This window comes from uncultured Henriciella sp. (genome assembly GCF_964005855.1).
Taxonomy (GTDB): domain Bacteria; phylum Pseudomonadota; class Alphaproteobacteria; order Caulobacterales; family Hyphomonadaceae; genus Henriciella.
On sequence record NZ_CAXFSW010000018.1, the window covers coordinates 1 to 20,236 of the forward strand.

Genomic DNA, 20,236 nt, shown 5'->3' on the forward strand with positions numbered 1-20,236 from the left:
AAAGCCGAGAATCCCGTCAAGGTCTGACATTATGTGTCACCTCCGGACGCATACGTCCGCTTATCCTCCCGCTGCACCGCCTTGTATCGCTTTGCATGGCCGTGCAGTCCCCTCACTCATCCGAGATCAGGAGCGGGATCGCCACGCCCATGAGATCGCTGCGTTCCATGGCCCCGAAATAGCGCCCGTCCAAGGAGTCCGGATGCGGCGTCAGCAGGAAGAATTCATGCGGCCCCAGGACCTTGCAGCCCCGCCAGACTGGCAGCGCGCGGCCTCTGGAATCGACCTCCCGCGCTTCAGCGACAATCCTTCCATTGATCGAAACCGCGCCGCCGTTCCGGCAGATTTCATCGCCGGGAAACCCGGCAATCTGCTTCAGCAAAGGCCAGTCCCGGCCGACAAATCCCTGCTCCTCAGCCCACTGCGCTTCAGCGCTTTGGCTCGAGACGACGACCCATCGGCCACGGGTGAATGGCTCGTCGCTCAGCCAGTAAAGCCCTTGCGGCGCGCTGCCCGTCCGGTTCCAGATCAGGCGATCTGTGGGAGAAAAAGCGAGCCCGAACAGCGCAAGGCCAATGCCTGCACCGGTCAGGAAAAGTGCGCGGCGTCTCATTTCGATGTCCTGATCTTCTCGGAGGTGGAGGCATAGGCATTGCGCTCCGACCAGGCGATGAGTTCAGGCTTCGGATAGAAGACCCGTGCGCCATGCTTGCGATAGATCGGGCCGCGCCCTTCACAACGATAGTGATCGAGCGTCGAGCGTGTCAGGCGCAGGAATTCCGCCGCCTCTGTGACGGAGAGAAGCTCGGGCCAGTCATCGTCATTCCGTCTGTTTCGTGTCATTGCAGCCGCTCCTTTTCGTTCTGCTGGCTTGGCAAAGACTTGCCGCGAACTGCGCCGGTTTGGACGGAGAAAATCGCGCCCGCGCATTTTCTCCCCCCCCTTCCTGAACACGCAAAAGCCGCCCCGGAGTGATCTCCGGAGCGGCTCGCTGGCGATGGATCGCCCCCCTAGTCCCGTGGGTTCCAGAGGATCACGTGGCGGCCCTTTTTGCCTTTCACGGGGGCGAGGTTCGCGTAGATCTTGCGCGGGCCGATTTGCGGGTCTGCCAGCGTGATCGAGACATATTCGCGTCCCGATGCCTTGGCCTTGCGAAGCCATCCGCCGCCGATCTCGGTCGAGGTTTCTCCGGCAAAGATGCGATAGTCTGGCTGTCCGTCGGCGGCTTTCTCCGCATTCTTCTCGATGCGGATGGCAGCCGAGAGGTTCATCATTGCAAGAGCGCCTTCGAAGCCGGTCTTGGTTTCGCTGACATATCCGAGTGCGTTGGCCATGGTGTGGTTCCTTTCGTTTCCATGTGTCTTGGGGGACCCCTTGTCCCCGTCGACGCCGGACCGTCAGGACGGCGCAGGACGGGCCTGAACCCGGTCTCTTGCGCGCTCGCTTATCCGAAAAGTGGCTTCCACTTTTCGGGCGAGCCGCGAGGCGGGGCGAAACGAAGTGGAGCACCGGCCCGGAGAAGAATTTTGATCCGCGAGGAGCCGCAAAGCGGCGGGGAAAATTCTTCGCAAGGGCCGGTTTCAGGGCCCGTCAGGCGTCGTCCAGGTCACACGGCATGAGACGGGAACAAGGGGGTCGGAGCGCATCAGTTGGAAACGGATGAACCATCGATGACCGATAGTTCGGAAAGCCAAGCGGGACCCAAAGATGGGCGATTTTTTTAGGGCGCGGTTCAATCGATAAACCTCAGCCCCCGCAGCAGCCATCAGCACGCGGAAAACCGCCCGGCGAAGGTCACCGGGCGGCTCCATCATCCACCTGACAAGGAGACTGAATCGTCAGGCGGCGTCTGGCTGATCGAAGGCTTGCGTCGCGGCCCCATCAATGTCTTCACGCTCCTCGAACAGACCCGATATCCGCGCCCATGAATCGGCGGGCGGTGAGCCTGCACCCTCGACAAGTCGGGTCGGCGGGGTCTGCGTCCAGCCCGGACGCCAGTCGGGATTGGGCTCGCATCCGTTGCCGGTGATCCGGTTGCCGATGACCTGCTTCTGGACCTTGGCGGTGTCGCCAGCGCAGCTGTCCGCGAGCGATTTCGAGCCGATGTCAGCGACCATCGCATTGATGGCCCGCTTATCGCGTAAGAGGTCGAAGAAGGCTGCGTCTGGCTTCCAGTAAGCAGCCAAATCCGTCCCGCAGACATGCAGTACGGCCTCGACCACCGTCCCGCCTGCTTCCAGCGTCTCCGCCATGGTGAAGGCCAGAACCTCCATGACTTCCTCGTCCGACATGGCGAGCAAGGCGGCGAAGATTTCGCAAAGCCGGTAGGCGTCGCCATTGCGCCGCGCCTCGCCATTCACGCCCAACGCCTCGAACAAAGACGAGATACGGGCGCGTTTTTCCTCCAGTTCGGCGGTGGCTTTCGAGCCTTCAAGGCTGGCACGTGTGTCGTCCTTCCGGCTGGCGCATTCATGGGCGCGGACTTGCCAGAGCGCGCTGCCCGTCATCGCATGGGCCACCATCAGGCGCAGCGCGATGGCGGGCTGCGCGGCAAGGCTTGCCGCCGCTGCGCCATGGCGATGCAGGAGTATGTATTCGGCCAGCGGGCCGGACATTTCCGGTTTGACGGGCGCGTTCGGCGCATCGTCTTGACCGGACTTCGCCTTCTCCTGCCGCCGCGCCTCGGCCTGTGAGATATAGCCCTCGTGGAAGGTCACCGTGCCGTCATGGCGGAGCTCGACATAGACCTTGCCGCCTTGTCTCTTTGTGCGCGTCTGATGATCCCAGCGGTGGAAGAACGCCCCGCGCTCAAGGCAGACCACGTCCTTCCAGCCATCGGCGATATAATCGTCAATACGCTGCACGATGGCAGCGGACTGCGCCTTCCAGAAGGCGTCCGGATCTGCGAAGACGCCATGCTCACCAAACAGGTCTGCAGTGATCTGGCCGTCAAAGCCCTCAAGCTCGAACAGCGCCTTGTCGGTGGTGATGACCGCCCCGCCTGTGATCCATGCCTTGCAGTTTCGGCCACGTGGCGCGCGTTCGTCCTCGCTTTCATAGAGCTGCAGCCATTCGGCCTGCTGCTCGTCAGTCGCAAGCGTCAGGGCGCGGATCGTCTCGCGGTCGATCTCGTCCTCGGCGTAGAGTTTGCGAATAGGTTCAGCGAGCGAGGCCAGCGCCAGAACCCGTCGCACAAGCAACTCAGTCACGCCGAAGAAGGCAGCGATCTCGTCCACGCTGCGCCCTTCATCGTGCAGGCGTTTGAAGGCCGTGTACTGCTCCATTTCCGAGGCTGGCAAGCGTCCGACATTCTCGATGACGGAGGCCGCGATGGCGCTCGCGGCATCTTCCTCGGTCATGATCGCGCAAGGCACATGCTGGGTCTCGCCGGTCTCCTTCTCGATCTCTTTCAGGGCGAAGTAGCGGCGCCGTCCGGCGACGACGCCGTAGTGATCGCCTTCCTTGCGGACCAGAAGTGTCTGCCGGATTCCTGCCTCACGGATTGACGGCAAGATGTCGGACACGTCGGGCTTCTTGCGGCTGTGGCGCATGTTGAGTTTGGAAATCCGAAGCTCGGACAGGGGGACGGTTTTGAGAATGGGCTGGGCCATGATCTGGCTCCTTCTTGATTGATTGGCTTGTGGATTGGGGGCGCGCCGTCAGGCGCGCGCCCCGCTGGTTTCCAGCGCCGCGCAAACGCGGCGGGCGGCGGTGCGGCCTGCGTGCAGCGCCTCGGGCAGAAGCTCCTGCGCGACCTCGGTCAGATAGGCGTTATCGCCATCCGGATAGTTGGCTTCGATGCCCCAAAGGCTGGCGGCATGGGCGTCCAGCGTGACGCCTTCCAACGCGACGGACAGAACGATCCCGCAATAGAACCATTCATCCTTTCGCCATGCCTCCATGACGGCTTCGGCCTTGGCCTGCGCCTCGGCGAAACGCTGGCGATGATTTGGGCCGGGGCCGATAAATCCCGGCGCGTCCTTGTAGAGCGATGGCCAGAATCCGTCTTGGCGCTCGTCTGGTGCATCGGGGCAATCATCGCGCACAATCCGCGCGATGATCTCGAAGCCTGCAACCTCGCAGCTGATGCTGTCGCCCTCACAAACGAAGGGTTGGAAGCGTTCCGTGAACGGCATGTCAGCGGCTCCAGAACACATGGACTTCGTCAAAGCCCGTCTGGAACACCATGATCTCGCCATTTAGCGCCATGTCGCGGGCCAGCGCCTGCCAGTCGATGTAATAGCGAAGGCTTTCGGGAATCTGCGTTCCGGTGTCCTCGTGCAGGCTCTCGGCGAAGTCTGCCGCGCTGCGGTGTTCGCCAGCGTATTCGTCGAAGGCGGCGCGCGCCTCAGCGAGGTCTTCGCCGAAATGGCTCAGCAGTTTCGCGCCAAGCTCGCCATGCTCCTCGATGAAGTCCGCAAGCTCGCACACTGTCTCGAATGAGGCGTATTCGGACAGGTTTGCACCTTCGAAGCCCTCATAATCGTGGATCGCCCATTCCTCGGCGTCCGGCTCCGGCGATGCCGCCAGCATGGCGCGCACCTGTTCCATGATCTCGTCAGGGGTGGTCGCGGTGATCCACCGGCCGTGCAGGCAGCCATTATTGTAGGCTGCAAGGCAGGCCACGTAGATGCGCGGTCTATCGGCTCGCGCGGGTGCAGCGGTGGCTGCAAGCGGTGCAGTGGTGGCGAGTTGGTCAGTCATGTCAGTCTCCTTCCCCGCCCGCGTTCTTTTCCCGACAGTCGGGTGGGCGGCGAGGAGGTGCTCAGCCGGAGCGCAAAAGGGCTCCGCGCAAGGGGCAGCTGTAGGTATGACGCCTAAACACGATCAAAGATGACAAAGTCCCGCCCCCTTGCGCGGCGACCGCGCTCTGGCAGACGCACCGTCCGCCCACCTGACTGATGGGAACAGATATTGAGGCGGAGAGAGGCTGGGGTGCCCTTACCGGTTCCGCTGGATCAGAGCGGCGGAACCAGGATCGTATTTCAGGGTACTGATAGTGCCGTCCTGAATAGCCTTCACGACAGCGTCGATGACATCCAGGGGCACGAGATACCATTCCCGTGGGCGCACAGGTTTGCCGAACCGGTCTAAAATTTCGATATCCAGCCGTGCTTCCGAGAAGAACCGGTGCAAGAGCGCTTCAAGCCTGACGCGATTAATGTTGAAAAGCTCATAGGTCGCGACGATTTCAACATCTGCGAGAAGATATGTTGCGTCGTTTGCCGCATTGGCGATGCGGGTCTCGACCTTGCCGCCGGTCACGCCCAGCTTGTGGATCAGATCGCGATTTTCCGCGATCCGCGCATCGGATGAGTGACTGCGCAGAACATAGATCGTCCCGCTTTCCGTATCGTCCTCGCCGGCCTTGTCTGAAAAGAGCGGCCCTGCCGTTGGATCGGTGATGCGTCGTCCTGCATCATCCTTATTCAGGGCCCGCTGGAGAGACCGCATCAGGACATTGCTCTCGGTGGCGTTGCCATAGATCACCCGGAGGCGGGCATCTCGATCACCATATTCCTGCGTAAACTCATCACCTTTATCGGCGACATAGGCGATCTGGCCTCCAACGATAAAGAAGCGTCCTGGCTCGATTTCGGATTTGAGTTCAAACGCGCGGGTCTGACGTATCCCATCATCGAGATCCTGCTTCACGCTCTCAAACAGGGGACGGAACTTGTCGAAATCCTTGCACGGTGTGCGATTGGCTATTTCTTCTGCAGCTTTGCGTTCAGCCGTGGGCCGGACGTGTTTGAGTGTGGTGACATCGTTGGTGGCGTCGGCGTCTACGCCGAGTTCTGCCAGCAAGGCTTCCGGGTCGGTCGCATTGGTCTGGGGGGCGGGTGCCGCGTCCCCCAACAGCTCTTGATGATCGATGGGCTCGAGCACAGACCGTGCCTCAGGAAGTGCCTTCAAGCGGTCGAGCCGAACCGCATACATCCGCTCGAATATGTCGCCATTTTCAGCGTGCTGTGGCGCGCGCCCATGTTCTTGAAAGAAGCGCTGGATGTCTTCAAAGCCCGCAATGATCCGCTCTTCCTGCTGCGAGCGGGCTGCGGCTTTTGGTTCATCGATTTCGACACCGAGTTCGGCGAGCAGTTCTTCAGCGGTCTTTTCAGGCATCACGCGCCGCCTTCACTTTTCTCTTGAGGTACTCGATACCCTCAGCCATCCGGCGTTCCCAAGGGTCGTTTGATGTTAGCGACGGCAGACGGTTACGCTCCTGCAGGAAGGCTTTAGCACGCTCGGCAAGCATCATGGCTTCTTCCTCGGTGAGCGCGATTTTTTTGCCCGCAATAACAGCCGCGACCTGTTTGAGGCTGTCTTCACTCATCGCCTTGGCGAGGATAGCGTAAGCAGCCCCGAAAGGATTGATCCGGTCGATGAGATCGATATCGAGATCACGCACATCCATCGCGATCTTCCGGATGCCATCGATCAGCGCGGTATTGGCCTTGGTTCCGTCGCCGCCATTGGCTGCGGCTTTTGCAGCCTCCTTGGCCGCCTCCTGCGTCAGGGCGAGCGCGGCAACCGCGCGCTGGCGGATCGCTTCGTGGTCGGTTTCTGACAGCTCAGGATAGCGATCTCTGACGATCTTCCCCATACGCACCAGGGTGAGTTCCTCTGCGGGCGTATCGCCGCCGGCATGGTCACCGTCGAACAGGCCGGTTTCGAGTACTTTCTTGTCCTGGACGAAGGCGGTGATGACCTCGTTCAGGTCTTCCTGGCAGATGCGGGTTGCTTCCTCGGATTCAGGCTGCACGAGGCCCTTGATCTCGATCTGGAACTCACCGCGCTCCTCATTGAACCCGACATTCGTACGGGACGCGTCGTAACCTTCCTCGCCATAGTCGAAGTCCGTGTCCTCGCCAGCGCCCTTGGGGACGAAATTGAACTTCGGAGCGAGCACCTGTTCCATGAGAAGGCTGGCCGCGATGGCCTTGAGGGTGTCATTGACCGCTTCGGTGACCTTGTCTTCCGAGGCGTCGGGCTCGGCGATCAGGTTGGTGAAGCGCGCGCGTTCCTTGCCGGGCGCGTCGCGCGTCGCACGCCCGATGATCTGGATGATCTCGGTGAGGCTGGAGCGATAGCCGACCGTCAAAGCGTGTTCGCACCAGATCCAGTCAAAGCCCTCCTTGGCCATGCCGAGGGCGATGATGATATCGACATGGTCACGATTGTTCTTCTGCGCCGGGTCCTTCAACGCCGCGACCACCAATGAATGCCGCTCAGGTCCGTCATCGACGAGATCGGCAATACGCAAGACACGGCCGTAGGGACGGCGCACAAGGTCAAAGCCCGTGGCTGAGTCCTTTCCCTGCCACTCACCGAGCGCATGCATGATCTCGCTCACCTCGGTCGTCTTGCCGCGCTGTGTGCTTTCACGCGAATTGACGTTCGGGATGTGGACGATGGTCTTCTGGTCCGGATCGAGCACCTTGGCGATGTCATCCACATACGGACCATTGTAGAAAAAGTAGCCGATATCGAGCGCCTTCAGATGCTCATAGCCGTTGAGTTGCTCGTAATAGGTATAGGTGACGGTCGCGAAGCGCGCCTCGTCTTCCGGCATCAGGACCGGCACAGCATCGCCGCGGAAGTACGACCCCGTCATGGCGACGAGATGCACCTTGTCGCGTGCGATGAAGGCCTTCAGCTGCGACCCCAGCACATTGTCATCATCGGCCGAGACGTGATGGAATTCATCCACGGCGATCAGGCGATTGTCGAACGCCTCGATCCCCAGCTCCTCGACCGCAAAGCGGAAGGTCGCATGGGTGCAGACCAGAACCGGATCACCGCTCGCCAGAAAAGCACCGACAGACTTAACCTTGGACTTCGCGACGCGGATGTCATCCGCCCCCGGCGCATTGCAGAGGTTCCATTGCGGCCTGACTTCCCAGTCCGCCCAGAAGCCCCATCTGGTCAGCGGCTCATTGTTGAAGCTCGCGCCAATCGACCGCTCCGGCACAACGATGATGGCCTGGGACAGTCCCTGATTGTGCAGCTTGTCCAGGGCGATGAACATCAGCGCCCGGCTCTTGCCCGAGGCCGGTGGCGACTTGATGAGCAGATATTGCTCACCGCGCCGCTCATAGGCACGCTCCTGCATCGGCCGCATGCCGAGCTCGTTCGACTTGTTCGTCGCGCCGGTGCGCTTGTAGGTGACCGAGACGGAAGGGACGTTACGAGGTGCGGTCATGGCGATGTGCCCTTTTGAAGTACGGGCCGCCGCCAATAGGCTTGACTATTTGCCCTTGCGGTTCGGTCGTTGTGTGAGTGTCGACGCCGCAGCAGATTTCGCCGCCTTGCTGGCAGACTTTGACTGCAGCGTCTTTGCTGCTGTCGATGCCGCTTTGGCCGAGCTGACTTTCGACGTCTTTGATTGGGCCAGCGCTGAACCTGCAGCAGACTTTGCAGATCTTGATGCAGAGGAGCTGCGTAGGGTTTTGGACGCTGCGCTGGCAGCCGACTTCCCTGTTCTTTCAGTGTTGCGGGGCATGGATCGGGACTCCTAGCTATAGAATTCCGTTCTTGAAGCGAGTCGCGGCACAAAGCAAGAACATTGGTCATGCTGCGTCCTCCATCGACTTCCGGCGCGCCTCAAACTTCTGCAGAGTTTCTCGAAAGCAGGCCTCTGGATTCCAGTCAGGATTATTCGAAACACGACCAACGGACTCGATTTCGAACCGCTTTCGCAACGCTGACGCAATTTCCAGTGATTCAAGACCGATGCGCGCATAGCCTTGTTGCCTCGCCTCAAACACCTCATCAAAATCAGGTGGATGAGCATAATCGCTGGCCGCGTCGATATGGCGGTCCGTGCTTCGCGCCATGTTCGGGAGTGCCAGGATCCGGTGCATCAGCTTTTCGTCGAGACTGCGCCAAGCGATATCGTCGGGGTAGTCCGGCGGACCAGGTGTTGCGACTTGTGCCTGAAGATATTCCTGGCCGTCACTTGTGCGCCCAGCAGGCTGACCATAAGCGGTGCCGTCATCCTGAACGACATCGATGCACTTGTCTGCGTATTCGTCGAGCAGGCAGGCCAACCGAATCGCCGCGTACGACCCGTCGCGGCGACGTTGCCGAGAAGACGCCCATGCGTCCTTCGAAACGGCGATAAGGCTACCAAGCAGGACACCTGCGAGGCCAATTCCGGCGACTATGAGATCTGTCAGTTCGATCATGCGGCGTCCTCCGCCGCTGTCATTTTCGTGTAGAGATCAAATAGCTTTTCGAGGCGTTCTGTGTCGTTCCTGAAGCGGCGGCCGATATAGATGCGCTCAAGCGTTTCGTCATTGCGTTCATGGGCCTCGCGCACGAGGGGGAATTCCTCGTCCATGCGGTCGGGGTCATACATGTCGGCAATGGTCGCGGGGAAGTAATGCTCCCGCGCCAGCAGGATGTCCTCGGCGCAGCGGGTCAGATCAGCCTTGTTTTTCTCCGTCAGCGCCGGGACCGGAAAAGTGTTCCAGCCGAGGGTGTTGGAGTAGCGGAAATCGGTTTTCATTTTGCCGCAGACCGTTGCGATCCAAACGAGATGAAGTTTGGAGACGACCAAGGCCAAATTCCAGATCGGCGCGTCGTAAAGACCAAAGGCTAGGTTTGTGAGCGTTGTTTTATTGTCTACAAGTCCGGCAGGCAGATACTCGCGGCGCTCAGACGACACTCCCGGTACGACGATAGTCTGCACGTCCCCAATCCGCATCAACTTCAGTTGGTGAGCGCGGGCCGCAAGCGCATTGGCTCCCTTGTCGCGGCTCGCAAGCCGTACGTCACGCACGGCTTCGATACGCGTCCGGAGCGAAGGTATTTTCAGAGCTTCCTCCAAGTCATTGTCATTGATCCATACGCAATGACGAAAACCATGACCTATGAAATCTCCGGAGCCAAAAATTCGACGAATGAATTTCGCCCTCTGTTGATCGCTCAGCGACAATGACGGTATTTCACTTCGATCAAGCAGTAGGTGGCCCCCATCTGTTGGCTTGTTGCCGAATTCCATCTCAGCGATATCCGAAATTGGTTGCCGCGTCTTTGTCACGACCACTTCGGTGCCAAGCGTAAGGTACGGAGAAATTCCAGTACCCTGTCGCCTTGTTGTGCGACCGCTTCCATCATCTTCATAGATTGATTTCGAAGAGCCGCTGATCCTGGCTATTCCGACAATAGCGACCGTTACACCGGCATTATTGCTTGCGAGGTTAGTCCATTTGAAAGACGTATGAGCAAACCGTATTTCGCAACCAGAAGCGAAAAGCATTGGCCAAAGCAGAGGAACCGACTGACCTTGGCAAATCGAGTTCGTAGTCACAAAGGCGGCAACTGTCGGCGTTTTCTCGATATAGGCCGCCGCTTTCAGAAACCAGCCTGATACATAGTCGAGAAAGCCCGGAGAATTCATACGCCCGGCGACGACATTTTTGATCTCGTCCTTTTGCTGTTTGGATTGCCAAGTCGAGCCCAAGTAAGGCGGATTCCCGCAAATATACGTCTCCCAATCCCCGCCATCGCCCGGCTCCAGAGCCAGCCGTCCCGTCGGCCCCGCTAGGTCCTCCTCGACCGCTGACGCCTGTTCCGGCGGCGGGCAAACCTCCAGCCAATCGAGCCGCAACGCATTGCCGTGCTTGATCCGCCCCGTTTCCTTTAGCGGCAGGACGATCTCGCCTGCGCGTTCCTGGCCCATGGCATCGACGTCGCACTGATACTCGGCAATCAGCAGCGATAACCGTGCGATCTCGCAGGCAAAGTCCTTGATCTCGATCCCGTAGAAATTCTTCAGCGGGATGACGCTGCGCAGGTCTTCGCGATCCTTTGAGTCTGCGCTCAGAACCTTCAGGCGGCGCGAGAGGATTTCCGCCTCGATCGCGCGCATCTCCTTGTAGGCGATGACGAGGAAATTGCCTGAGCCACAGGCCGGGTCGAAAACGCGGATGCGCCCCAGCCGCTTGCGCAGATTGAGGAGTTTGCGGGGATTGTCGCCAGCCTCCTCAAGCTGCGCGCGCAGATCATCCAGAAAGAGCGGGTTCAGCACTTTCAGGATGTTCGGCACGCTGGTGTAGTGCATGCCGAGCTCGCCGCGCTCTTCATCCTCGGCGACGGCCTGGATCATCGACCCGAAAATGTCGGGGTTGATCGACTTCCAATCGAGGCTCCCGGCATGCAGAAGATAGCTGCGGGCAATCCTGGAGAACCGCGGCACTTCGTTCGATCCGGCAAACAGGCCGCCATTCACATAAGGAAACGCATCTGCCCAAGGCCTGAGGCCCGCCCCGGCACGTTCCCTGTTCGGGATGTCCATGGCGCGAAACAGCTCAGAGATAATGTCGTGCGCGTTGTCGCGATCGCTCATCTGTTCGAGCGTGCGGGTGAACAGGTTCTCCCCGAGAAAGATGCCCGTATCTTCCGCGAAGAAGCAGAAGATCAGCCGCGCCATGAACTGATTGAGGTCGTGACGGCGTTCATCCGTAGCCCAGTCAGGATTTCCCTTCAGAAGTTCGACATAGAGGCGATTGAGACGCCCGGTCGCCTGGATATCGATCGGGTTATTCTTGATCGCTTTGACGGTCGTGATGCCTGCGAGCGGAAGAAAGAAACCGAAATGGTTCGGGAAGTCGCGGTAGTCGCAAACGCGGATGTCGCCTTCGACAAGGTCTTCGGCCTCAAGTGTCTGGCCATCGGTCGCCAGAATGAAGCGGACTTTTCCTGTCGTCGTTTTCGGGCTGGCACGGAGTTCCGCGAGCTTCGCGTTCACCTTGCCCGGCTCGGCAACGGCGAGATGGATATTCTTGTACTGAAGGACGCCGCCCTCAACGTCGGAATTTTTCGCTGCGCTCGCCAGCAGGCGCTTTACCGTCGTCGGCTTGTTGTTGAAGGCTTCAAGGAAAGCACGCGGAAACTCTTCTGCATCAAAGGGTGCAGAAGCAAGTTCAGATATGGCTTCTTCAATCTCAACGGCGTTCATGAATCAGTTTCAGACCTCAAACAGGTCTTTAAGCGCAGATAGACCATTAAATGAAGCGATTCGGGGCACGTCGGCTTGATCGACGCCCGCAAGTCAGCGCCCGTGACCCCTCTGGCGCCAGCCAGTGGGAAGCGCGGGCGCGCGGCCAGCCGGCGAGACCCAGAACCACGTTCTCAAGACGAACATCCGGACCCTCATTGAGCCTCGCCGGGCCGGTCGGCGCATGACGGCCCCGCGGCTCCGGGGTGAGCGCCGGGCGAAGGTCGGCGATGGGCCCGGACCGCCTTGAGCCTCAGAGAGAAGCTATCCAGCCGGGCGAACAGTCCCGCGCCACTGGCGCGGGCAGGCCGCAAATGACTCAGGCCGCCTGACGATCCCCGCCCAGGCGCGCACCGAGAAGCTCCATCAGATACCCGCCGTCGCGCAAGCCCTGAGCCTTAGAGATGACATAGCGCACGGATGCGCGCAGCGAACTGCCATCGACGCCCCACTCCTCCGCGACCGCCTTCGGCCCGTGGAGCAGTGCGGCGATCTCCCGCTGGCTCATGCCGGCCTTCAGGCAATCAAGCGCGATGACGCCATTGCGCAAGATCTGGGTCGTCTTCGTCCAGCGTGCCGCCGATGTGTTCGGTCCTCTTCCGTAAAGCCGGAAGGCTTCCTTCTGGAGCTTCAGCTTGCGCTCATAGGCGACCATGTCCGAAATCTGCAGCTTCATGCGTACGGGCTCGAGGCTAAGCAGCGACATGCCCGTGCAGCGCACCTGCACGACGCAGTCATTTCCTCGAAGCAGGAGATATTCCCGGCCCGCCCTGTCGGTGATGTGCGTGATGTCGCAATGAGGCACGGTTCGATCCCAGATGTCACATCCCTGCCCCGGCTTGCGCGGTGTGCAGTTCACCTCGACCTGGTCAGGAAAGACATAGTGGCTCCAGACGGCGTCGGCCTCGAAGCCGTTGAGATCGGGGTCCGGCATGAAGATGAGGCCCCAGCGCTCGGCAAGGGTCTGCGGCACGCGCGAACGCAGGATGCGGATGTCGGCGCAATCGGCCTTCTTTTCAGAAATGTCGTCGACTTTGCGAGTCGCCGCGTCATCGCGAAAATCATCATTGCGGCGAACATATTCCCAGGCCCAGCGGTCCGCTGAAAGATGCGAGAGATAGTCGTAAGCGGCTGTTTCCGCATTGGTTTCAAGCGCAAAGGTCTTCATGCTCTTTCCTCCACTTGCAGACGAAAGAGCAAAATTCGTTCCACTTTTGCGCGATTCATTCGGCACGCGCCCAACTTAAGGATAATGGCGCATCCAATCGGACTGGATTCGCTCCGGATGGGTTCAGCCTTTGCGTGTCTATTTATTTCGCGCCTTGCAGAGGTTTGCGGGAGCCTGCTGCGTTTTGCTTTCATTGGCTCGCATTCGAACTGATGCGGCAGCGGTGCTGCTGGGATGATTGAGGGGTCCACGAAAGGCCCCGTTCCATGTCACCTCCCTCGCACCACCTGGAGACCGAAACCCGCCGCACAGCGATGCTGCGCACGGCCTTCTGCCCGGTGGTGCGCGAGGCGCTGGAAGCGCCCGATACGATCGAGATCATGGCCAATCCGGACGGCTCTGTCTGGATCGAGACGGCCGGGATCGGGCTCATCGTGTCCGATCACACTCTTGCCCCTTCAGACCGCGAGCGCGTCATCCGGCTCGTGGCGTCCGGGGTGGGAGAAGCTGCCAGCCGCAACTCCCCAATCGTCTCTGCCGAACTCCCCGGCAGTGGCGAGCGGTTTGAGGGGCTTCTTCCACCTGTCTCGACCGCGCCCTGCTTTTCGATCCGCAAGCCCGCGACGACGCCGTTCGAGCTGGGCGACTATGTCGATCAAGGCGCGCTCGCCCCTGCACTGGCTGCCGCACTCCAGGACGCGATTGCGAACCATGCGAACATTCTGATCGCCGGCGGCACGTCATCCGGCAAGACGACCTTCACGAACGCGCTTCTTGCCGAACCTTCGCTCCATGACGACCGCATCCTCATTCTGGAGGATACGCGCGAACTTCGCTGCGCCGCGCCCAATGTGGTCCAGCTTCGCACGCATCGCGGCAGCACCAGCCTGCAGGACCTTGTCCGCTCGACTCTGCGCTTGCGCCCCGACCGGATCATTGTCGGCGAGGTACGCGGTGCTGAAGCGCTCGATCTCCTGAAGGCCTGGAACACCGGCCATCCGGGCGGGATCACCACGCTGCATGCCAACTCCGCCCACGGTGCACTTACCCGCCTTGAACAGTTGACGCTGGAGGCGACGCCCCGCGCGCCCTTCGACCTCATTGCAGAAGCGATCGACGTTGTCGTCTTCATGAGTCGCGCGGGCGGTCAGCGCCGCGTTGAAGAGGCGCTCCGCGTCACCGGCTTTGGCGAGGAGGGCTACCAGACCCAGCCGCTCGTCTCCCGATCTCTCTCACTCGTCCAACACGGAGAACTCCCATGACGCTCTACAAACACCTCCAGACCGTGAACCGAACGGTCCAGGTCGCGGCCTGTATCGGTCTCGGCTTGATGATCGCGGGTCCGGCCCACGCCGCAGGCTCCGGCATGCCCTGGGAAGGCCCGCTCGATCAGATCCTGACCTCGATCGAGGGCCCGGTCGCCCGGATTGTGGCGGTCATTATCATAACGATCACCGGCCTGACCCTCGCTTTTGGTGAGACCAGTGGCGGCATGCGCAAGCTGATCCAGATCGTTTTCGGCCTGTCCATTGCCTTCGCCGCGACCAGCTTCTTCCTGACTTTTTTCTCGTTCGGCGGCGGAGCGCTGGTGTGATGGCAGAAGGCTACGAAATCCCGCTCCACCGCTCGCTGACCGAGCCGATCCTGATGGCAGGCGCGCCGCGCACGGCCGCCATCGCCATCGGGACGCTCGCCGCAGCGATCGGCCTTGGCCTCCAGCTCTGGATACCGGGCCTCGTCATTTGGGCGGTCGGGCATTCGGCGGCAGTGTTCGTGGCGCGAAGCGATCCGGATTTCATGGCCGTTGCGAGCCGTTCAACACGCCACAAGGAGCATCTGACATGCTGAACCTCAAGGAATACGCAGACACACCAAAACTGCTCGCAGACTATCTTCCCTGGGCCTGTCTCGTCGCGCCGGGCGTCGTCCTCAACAAGGACGGCTCGTTCCAGACCACGTTCCGCTATCGCGGCCCTGACCTTGAAAGCTCGACCGAGGAAGAACTCGTCTCCGTCATGGCGCGGGTCAACAATGTGCTGCGCCGGTTCGGCTCGGGCTGGGCGCTGTTCTTCGAGGCGCAGCGTAATGAAGTGCATGACTATCCGGAAGCGGAGTTTCCCGACGCGCTCTCCTGGCTGATCGATCAGGAACGCGCGCTACAGGCTGAGGAATCCGGCGCCCGCTTTGAGAGCGCCTATTACCTCACCCTTTTGTGGTTGCCGCCGGCGGACGCCACGGGCCGCGCGGAGAAGGCGCTGATCCAGCGCGCCGAGACAGAAGACGCCGCGACCTGGCGCCACCGGCTGGAAACGTTCCAGCAACAAACGGACAGAGTCTTTGACCTTCTCTCCACCTGTCTCGCCGAAATCGCAAAGCTCTCAGACGATGAGACGCTGATCTACCTGCACTCGACCATCTCGACGAAGCGCCATCCGGTTGTCACGCCCGAGCTCCCCGTCTTTCTTGACGCGGTGCTGGCCGACGAGCCCTTCGCGGGCGGCCTTGAGCCGATGATCGGCGAGGCGCACCTCCGCACCCTGACCATTCTCGGATTCCCGGCCTCAACCCTGCCCGGCATACTCGATGAGCTGAACCGGCAGGGCTTTGCCTATCGCTGGGCGACACGGTTCATCGCCATGGACAAGGCCGAAGCCGAGAAGGTTCTGGGCAAGAAGCGCCGTCACTGGTTCGCCAAACGTAAATCCATCGGCGCGGTGCTGCGCGAGACCATGTTCAATGAACAGGCCGCGCTCGTCGACAATGACGCTGACAACAAGGCCGGTGATGCCGATGCCGCCCTTCAGGAACTTGGCGCCGACCTTGTCTCCTACGGCTATGTCACCACGACCATCACGGTCGCAGATCCCGACCGGCGCACCGTCGACGAACATATCCGGATCGCCGAGCGCATCGTGACTGGCCGCGGCTTCACGGCGATCCGTGAGACGCTCAACGCCGTCGATGCCTGGCTCGGAAGCCTGCCCGGCCATCCATACGCCAATGTCCGCCAGCCGATCCTGCACACGCTGAACCTTGCCCATATGGTGCCGCTGTCTGCAGTCTGGGCGGGCGAAGAGACCAACCGGCACCTGCAAGCCCCAGCGCTGATCCAGGCGCAGACTGATGGCACCACACCGTTCCGGCTGAACCTGCACATTGGCGATGTCGGCCATACGCTGGTGGTCGGCCCGACCGGCGCGGGCAAGTCAGTCCTGCTCTCGCTGCTCGCCCTGCAATGGAAGCGTTACGAGGGCGCTCAGGTCTTCATATTCGACAAGGGGCGCTCTGCCCGAGCCGCAACGCTCTGCATGGGCGGCAGGCATGTTGATCTCGGCAGCTCCAAAGCTCCAAGCCTGCAACCCCTAAAGGACATCGACTCCGAACACGGCGCAAGCTTTGCCGCCGACTGGCTCGCGGGCCTGTGCGCCAATGAAGGCGTCGCCATGACGCCGGACCTGAAAGCCCGGCTCTGGGAAGCGATCCAGTCTCTCAGCTCAGCGCCTGAAACCGAGCGCACGCTGACCGGCCTGACGCTGATGCTGCAGGACGAAACCCTTAAATCCGCTCTGCACCCTTTCACGCTGGAAGGCCCGCATGGCCGGCTGCTCGATGCCGATCATGAAAGCCTAGCCCTCGCCGACACGGTCTGTTTCGAGATGGAAGCGCTGATGCATGCAAAGGGCGCTGTGGCGCCCGTGATCACCTATCTCTTCCACCGGCTCGAAGCGCGGTTCGACGGCAGACCGACGCTCCTCGTCCTCGATGAAGCCTGGCTCTTTCTAGATGATCCGATGTTTGCCGCGCGCCTCCGCGAATGGCTCAAGACCCTGCGAAAGAAAAACGTGTCCGTCGTGTTCGCGACCCAAAGCCTGGCTGACATCGCGAACTCGTCGATCGCACCAGCCTTGGTGGAATCCTGCCCGACGCGTATCTTCCTGCCAAATGAACGCGCGCAGGAACCGCTGGCCTGCGAAACCTATCAGCGCTTCGGCCTGAATGCGCGCCAGATCGAACTGATATCAAGAGCCACGCCCAAGCGCGACTATTACTACCAGTCCCCGCTCGGTGCGCGCGTCTTCGATCTCGGTCTGGGACCGATCACACTTTCTGTCTGTGGCGCATCCTCACCTGAAGATCAGATCCGCATGGACCGCATCTGGGCAGAGACCGAAGGGGACGGGTTCGCGGCCTGCTGGCTGATCGAGAAGGCGCTGCCCTGGGCGGCAGAGCTTCTCGATCGATGGCCGGGCCATGCGCCCCAACCTGGCGCAGACGCGCCTTTCCAGCCCTCAAAATTTCTCGCCGCCGAATAGGAGCCTGTCCCCATGAAACGTCCCGCCGTCCTCTTTGCTTCTGTCGCTATTGCGGCCCTGCCGCTGAGCGCCCTCACCGCGCCGCCAGCCAGCGCCCAGCTGTTCGGCGGAGGGATTGTCTACGATCCGGCCAATCACGCTGAAAACATCCTTCAGGCCATCCGCGCCCTGCAGCAAATCAACCAGCAGATCCAGCAGCTCACCCATGAGATCCAGATGCTGGAGAACATGGCGCGCGATCTCGAAACGCTGCCCGACTCCATTGCCGATGATATCCTGCGCCGTATGCGGCGCATCGATGATCTGATGCGTGATGCCGAAGGCATCGGCTACCGCGTCGAGGAGATCGAGCACGAGTATGAAGAGGTGTACCCGGAAGACTATGGCGCCGAGCCGCCGCGTCAGGCCGTCCTCGTCGAAGAAGCGCGCGCCCGTTGGCTACAGTCCCGCACAGCCTATCGCGAGAGTCTGCAAGTCACAGCCTCAGTCGTCTCATCGGCGCGCGAGGATTCTGAAAGCCTCGACCGGCTGATCGCGGACAGCCAGTCCGCCGTCGGCAATCTCCAGGTCGCCCAGGCCGGAAACCAGATCGATGCGCTGCAGACCGAACAGCTTATGCAGATGGAAGCCATGATGGCGGCCCATTACCGCGCCGAGGCGCTGGAGCGCGCCCGCCAGCTCGTCGAGGCCGAACGTGGCCGCGCCCGCACCCGGGCCTTCCTCGGAGATTGATGGCCCATGGACGTGATCGACACCTTCCTTGCGACCTTCATCGCCTATATCGACAGCGGGTTCGGCCTGCTGGCGGGCGATGTCGCATACCTGTCGACCACCCTCATCGCCATCGACATCACGCTGGCGGGCCTGTTCTGGGCCCTCTCTCAGAACACCGACATTATCGCCGGGCTGCTGAAGAAGGTGCTCTATGTCGGCTTCTTCGCTTTCATCATCGGCAACTTCTCACTCCTCGCCGGGATCGTCTTCGACAGCTTCGCCGAACTTGGGGTGACCGCAGGCGGCGGCACAATGACCGCCGATGATCTCTTGCGCCCCGGCTTCATCGCCAGTGTCGGCCTCGATGCCGGTCAGCCGCTGCTGGAAGAAATCTCCGACATGCTGGGGCCGATTTCCTTCTTCCATAACTTCATCATGATCGCGGTCATGTTCGTCGCCTGGGCGATCATCATGGTCGCCTTCTTCGTTCTGGCCGTTCAGCTGTTCATCACAATTCTGGAGTTCAAGCTGACGACGCTGGCTGGGTTCGTGCTCGTGCCCTTCGCGCTCTGGAACAAGACGACCTTTCTTGCGGAGCGCGTCCTCGGCAATGTCATCACCTCCGGCATCAAGCTCATGGTGCTCGCCGTTATCATCGGCATCGGCTCGACGCTGTTCTCATCCGTGACCGACGCGTTCCGCACCGGCGAGGATGTCACGCTGGCTCAGGTCATGGGCACGGTGCTCGCCGCCATCGTCTTCTTCTGGATGGGCATCTTCGCGCCGGGCATCGCTTCCGGCCTCATCACTGGCGCACCGCAGCTTGGCGCAGGCTCAGCCGCAGGCGCTGCGGCCGGTGTGGCCGCCGGGACTTACGTTGCCGGCATGGGGGGCCGCGCCGCCTTCGGCGCTGTCGCGGGCGGTGCGTCTTCAGCCGTCAAGGCGGGCGCCTCGATGGCCGGCGCAGCACGCACCTCCTACACGCTGGGGTCGGTCGCTTCCGGTGCATCAGGCGCGGCAGGTGTGGCAGCAGGTCTTGCCGGTGTCGCGCGCGCAGGCGGCGATGCGATGCGCCGCGCTGCAAGCCGTCCCGCCCGATCGATGCGCGAGGCTTATGCCCGAGGCAGCCAGGGCGCCTGGCGCGCCACGGGCGGGTCTGAAACCGCTTCCATGGAAAGCTCTGCCTCGGGATCATCCTCGTCCCAAAGCCCCGGCTGGGCGCGGCGCATGCAGACCAGTCAGCGCATGGGCCAGGCTGGTCAGATGGCCGCGCATTCGATCCGCGACGGCGATCGCGGCGCGTCCGGCGCAAACCCCACTCTCAAAGACAAGGACGACTAGACGATGGCCTTCAAGCGATCTTCCTCCAGCTATGGACCAAGCCCGTTTCCCGAAACGCCTTTTCAGAAGGCGGGTCAAATCTGGGACGACCGCATCGGTTCGGCCCGCGTGCAGGCGAAGAACTGGCGGCTCATGGCCCTTGGATGCCTCGGGCTTTGCTTCGTCACGTCCGGCGCACTGGTCTGGCGGAGCATGCAGTCGACGGTCACGCCCTATGTGGTCGAGGTCGATGAGACCGGCGCCGCGCGGGCCGTCGCTCCGGTAACGGAACGCTACACGCCCACAGATGCACAGATCGCCCATCACCTGGCGAACTTCATCACCCATGTCCGTGGCCTCAGCGTCGATCCCGTCGTCGTGCGCGAGAACTGGCTGCGCGCCTATGACTTCGTGACGGACCGCGCGGCCACCACGCTCAACGAATACGCCTCGGCCAATGATCCCTTTGCGGATGTGGGGCGCAAATCCCGCACCGTGGATGTGGTCAGCGTCGTGCGCGTCTCCGATGACAGTTTTCAGGCACGCTGGATCGAGAAGACCTATGAGAATGGCGCGCTGGTCCGGGCGCAGCGGTTCACCGGCAATTTCACGCTCATCACCCAGCCGCCGACCGACGCAGAGACCCTGCGCGCCAATCCGCTCGGCCTTTATGTCCATGCCCTGAACTGGGGTCAGGACCTTGTCACAGGAGAATGA

Annotated in this window: 19 protein-coding genes; 8 read left to right on the forward strand and 11 right to left on the reverse strand. The window is 61.3% G+C overall.

Going from position 1 to position 20,236, the window contains the following annotated elements:
• Positions 1 to 112 precede the first annotated feature (112 nt).
• The 8 genes from ABNU55_RS13570 to ABNU55_RS13605 all read right to left on the reverse strand — a co-directional run bounded on the left by ABNU55_RS13570 (position 113) and on the right by ABNU55_RS13605 (position 8,203).
• Complete coding sequence (locus ABNU55_RS13570; RefSeq protein ID WP_348764441.1) at positions 113 to 613, reverse strand: S26 family signal peptidase; 501 nt, start codon at positions 611 to 613, stop codon at positions 113 to 115.
• Positions 610 to 843, reverse strand: a complete 234-nt coding sequence (locus tag ABNU55_RS13575) for a helix-turn-helix domain-containing protein (RefSeq protein ID WP_348764442.1) — start codon at positions 841 to 843, stop codon at positions 610 to 612. The genes ABNU55_RS13570 and ABNU55_RS13575 overlap by 4 nt, the downstream gene beginning before the upstream one ends.
• Positions 844 to 1,010: 167 nt before the next feature.
• On the reverse strand, positions 1,011 to 1,334 hold the full coding sequence (locus tag ABNU55_RS13580) for a DUF736 domain-containing protein (RefSeq protein ID WP_045694945.1): 324 nt from the start codon (positions 1,332 to 1,334) through the stop codon (positions 1,011 to 1,013).
• 504 nt (positions 1,335 to 1,838) lie between these two features.
• Positions 1,839 to 3,611 carry a ParB/RepB/Spo0J family partition protein gene (locus tag ABNU55_RS13585; protein ID WP_348764443.1) on the reverse strand — a complete coding sequence of 591 codons (1,773 nt, stop codon included), beginning with the start codon at positions 3,609 to 3,611 and terminating at the stop codon, positions 1,839 to 1,841.
• Positions 3,612 to 3,659: 48 nt separating this feature from the next.
• On the reverse strand, positions 3,660 to 4,136 hold the full coding sequence (locus ABNU55_RS13590; RefSeq protein WP_348764444.1) for a hypothetical protein: 477 nt from the start codon (positions 4,134 to 4,136) through the stop codon (positions 3,660 to 3,662).
• Position 4,137: 1 nt separating this feature from the next.
• Positions 4,138 to 4,704: an antirestriction protein ArdA gene (locus tag ABNU55_RS13595; protein ID WP_348764445.1), complete on the reverse strand. Its 567-nt coding sequence runs from the start codon at positions 4,702 to 4,704 to the stop codon at positions 4,138 to 4,140.
• A 237-nt stretch (positions 4,705 to 4,941) separates the two neighbouring features.
• A complete protein-coding gene (locus ABNU55_RS13600; RefSeq protein WP_348764446.1) occupies positions 4,942 to 6,123 on the reverse strand; it encodes a GIY-YIG nuclease family protein in 1,182 nt (393 codons plus the stop codon).
• Positions 6,116 to 8,203: a DEAD/DEAH box helicase family protein gene (locus ABNU55_RS13605; protein ID WP_348764447.1), complete on the reverse strand. Its 2,088-nt coding sequence runs from the start codon at positions 8,201 to 8,203 to the stop codon at positions 6,116 to 6,118. Before ABNU55_RS13605 ends, ABNU55_RS13600 begins: the two co-directional genes overlap by 8 nt.
• On the opposite strand from ABNU55_RS13605, the gene ABNU55_RS13610 reads away from it, so the two are divergent.
• On the forward strand, positions 8,202 to 8,519 hold the full coding sequence (locus ABNU55_RS13610; RefSeq protein WP_348764448.1) for a hypothetical protein: 318 nt from the start codon (positions 8,202 to 8,204) through the stop codon (positions 8,517 to 8,519). The genes ABNU55_RS13605 and ABNU55_RS13610 overlap by 2 nt on opposite strands.
• Positions 8,520 to 8,570: 51 nt before the next feature.
• On the opposite strand, the gene ABNU55_RS13615 is transcribed toward ABNU55_RS13610, so the two are convergent.
• The 3 genes from ABNU55_RS13615 to ABNU55_RS13625 form a co-directional block, all read right to left on the reverse strand.
• A complete protein-coding gene (locus ABNU55_RS13615) occupies positions 8,571 to 9,188 on the reverse strand; it encodes a hypothetical protein (RefSeq protein WP_348764449.1) in 618 nt (205 codons plus the stop codon).
• Positions 9,185 to 11,965 (reverse strand): DNA methyltransferase, encoded by a 2,781-nt coding sequence (locus ABNU55_RS13620; RefSeq protein ID WP_348764450.1) that lies wholly within the window; start codon positions 11,963 to 11,965, stop codon positions 9,185 to 9,187. Before ABNU55_RS13620 ends, ABNU55_RS13615 begins: the two co-directional genes overlap by 4 nt.
• A 358-nt stretch (positions 11,966 to 12,323) precedes the next feature.
• Positions 12,324 to 13,172: a DUF2285 domain-containing protein gene (locus ABNU55_RS13625; protein ID WP_348764451.1), complete on the reverse strand. Its 849-nt coding sequence runs from the start codon at positions 13,170 to 13,172 to the stop codon at positions 12,324 to 12,326.
• 266 nt (positions 13,173 to 13,438) lie between these two features.
• Between ABNU55_RS13625 and trbB the strand changes: the two genes are divergently transcribed.
• Genes trbB through trbF form a run of 7 tightly spaced genes read left to right on the forward strand, consistent with a single transcriptional unit; the run spans position 13,439 to position 20,236 of the window.
• The gene (gene trbB / locus ABNU55_RS13630) at positions 13,439 to 14,434 is read left to right on the forward strand and encodes a P-type conjugative transfer ATPase TrbB (protein ID WP_348764452.1); all 996 of its coding nucleotides are present in this window, start codon (positions 13,439 to 13,441) and stop codon (positions 14,432 to 14,434) included.
• Complete coding sequence (locus ABNU55_RS13635) at positions 14,431 to 14,766, forward strand: TrbC/VirB2 family protein (protein ID WP_348764453.1); 336 nt, start codon at positions 14,431 to 14,433, stop codon at positions 14,764 to 14,766. Before trbB ends, ABNU55_RS13635 begins: the two co-directional genes overlap by 4 nt.
• Positions 14,766 to 15,020 (forward strand): VirB3 family type IV secretion system protein, encoded by a 255-nt coding sequence (locus ABNU55_RS13640; RefSeq protein WP_348764454.1) that lies wholly within the window; start codon positions 14,766 to 14,768, stop codon positions 15,018 to 15,020. Before ABNU55_RS13635 ends, ABNU55_RS13640 begins: the two co-directional genes overlap by 1 nt.
• The gene (gene trbE / locus ABNU55_RS13645) at positions 15,014 to 17,485 is read left to right on the forward strand and encodes a conjugal transfer protein TrbE (protein ID WP_348764455.1); all 2,472 of its coding nucleotides are present in this window, start codon (positions 15,014 to 15,016) and stop codon (positions 17,483 to 17,485) included. Before ABNU55_RS13640 ends, trbE begins: the two co-directional genes overlap by 7 nt.
• A 12-nt stretch (positions 17,486 to 17,497) precedes the next feature.
• Positions 17,498 to 18,217 carry a conjugal transfer protein TrbJ gene (gene trbJ / locus ABNU55_RS13650; protein WP_348764456.1) on the forward strand — a complete coding sequence of 240 codons (720 nt, stop codon included), beginning with the start codon at positions 17,498 to 17,500 and terminating at the stop codon, positions 18,215 to 18,217.
• 6 nt (positions 18,218 to 18,223) lie between these two features.
• Positions 18,224 to 19,540 carry a P-type conjugative transfer protein TrbL gene (gene trbL / locus ABNU55_RS13655; protein WP_348764457.1) on the forward strand — a complete coding sequence of 439 codons (1,317 nt, stop codon included), beginning with the start codon at positions 18,224 to 18,226 and terminating at the stop codon, positions 19,538 to 19,540.
• A 3-nt stretch (positions 19,541 to 19,543) separates the two neighbouring features.
• Positions 19,544 to 20,236: a conjugal transfer protein TrbF gene (trbF, locus tag ABNU55_RS13660; RefSeq protein ID WP_348764458.1), complete on the forward strand. Its 693-nt coding sequence runs from the start codon at positions 19,544 to 19,546 to the stop codon at positions 20,234 to 20,236.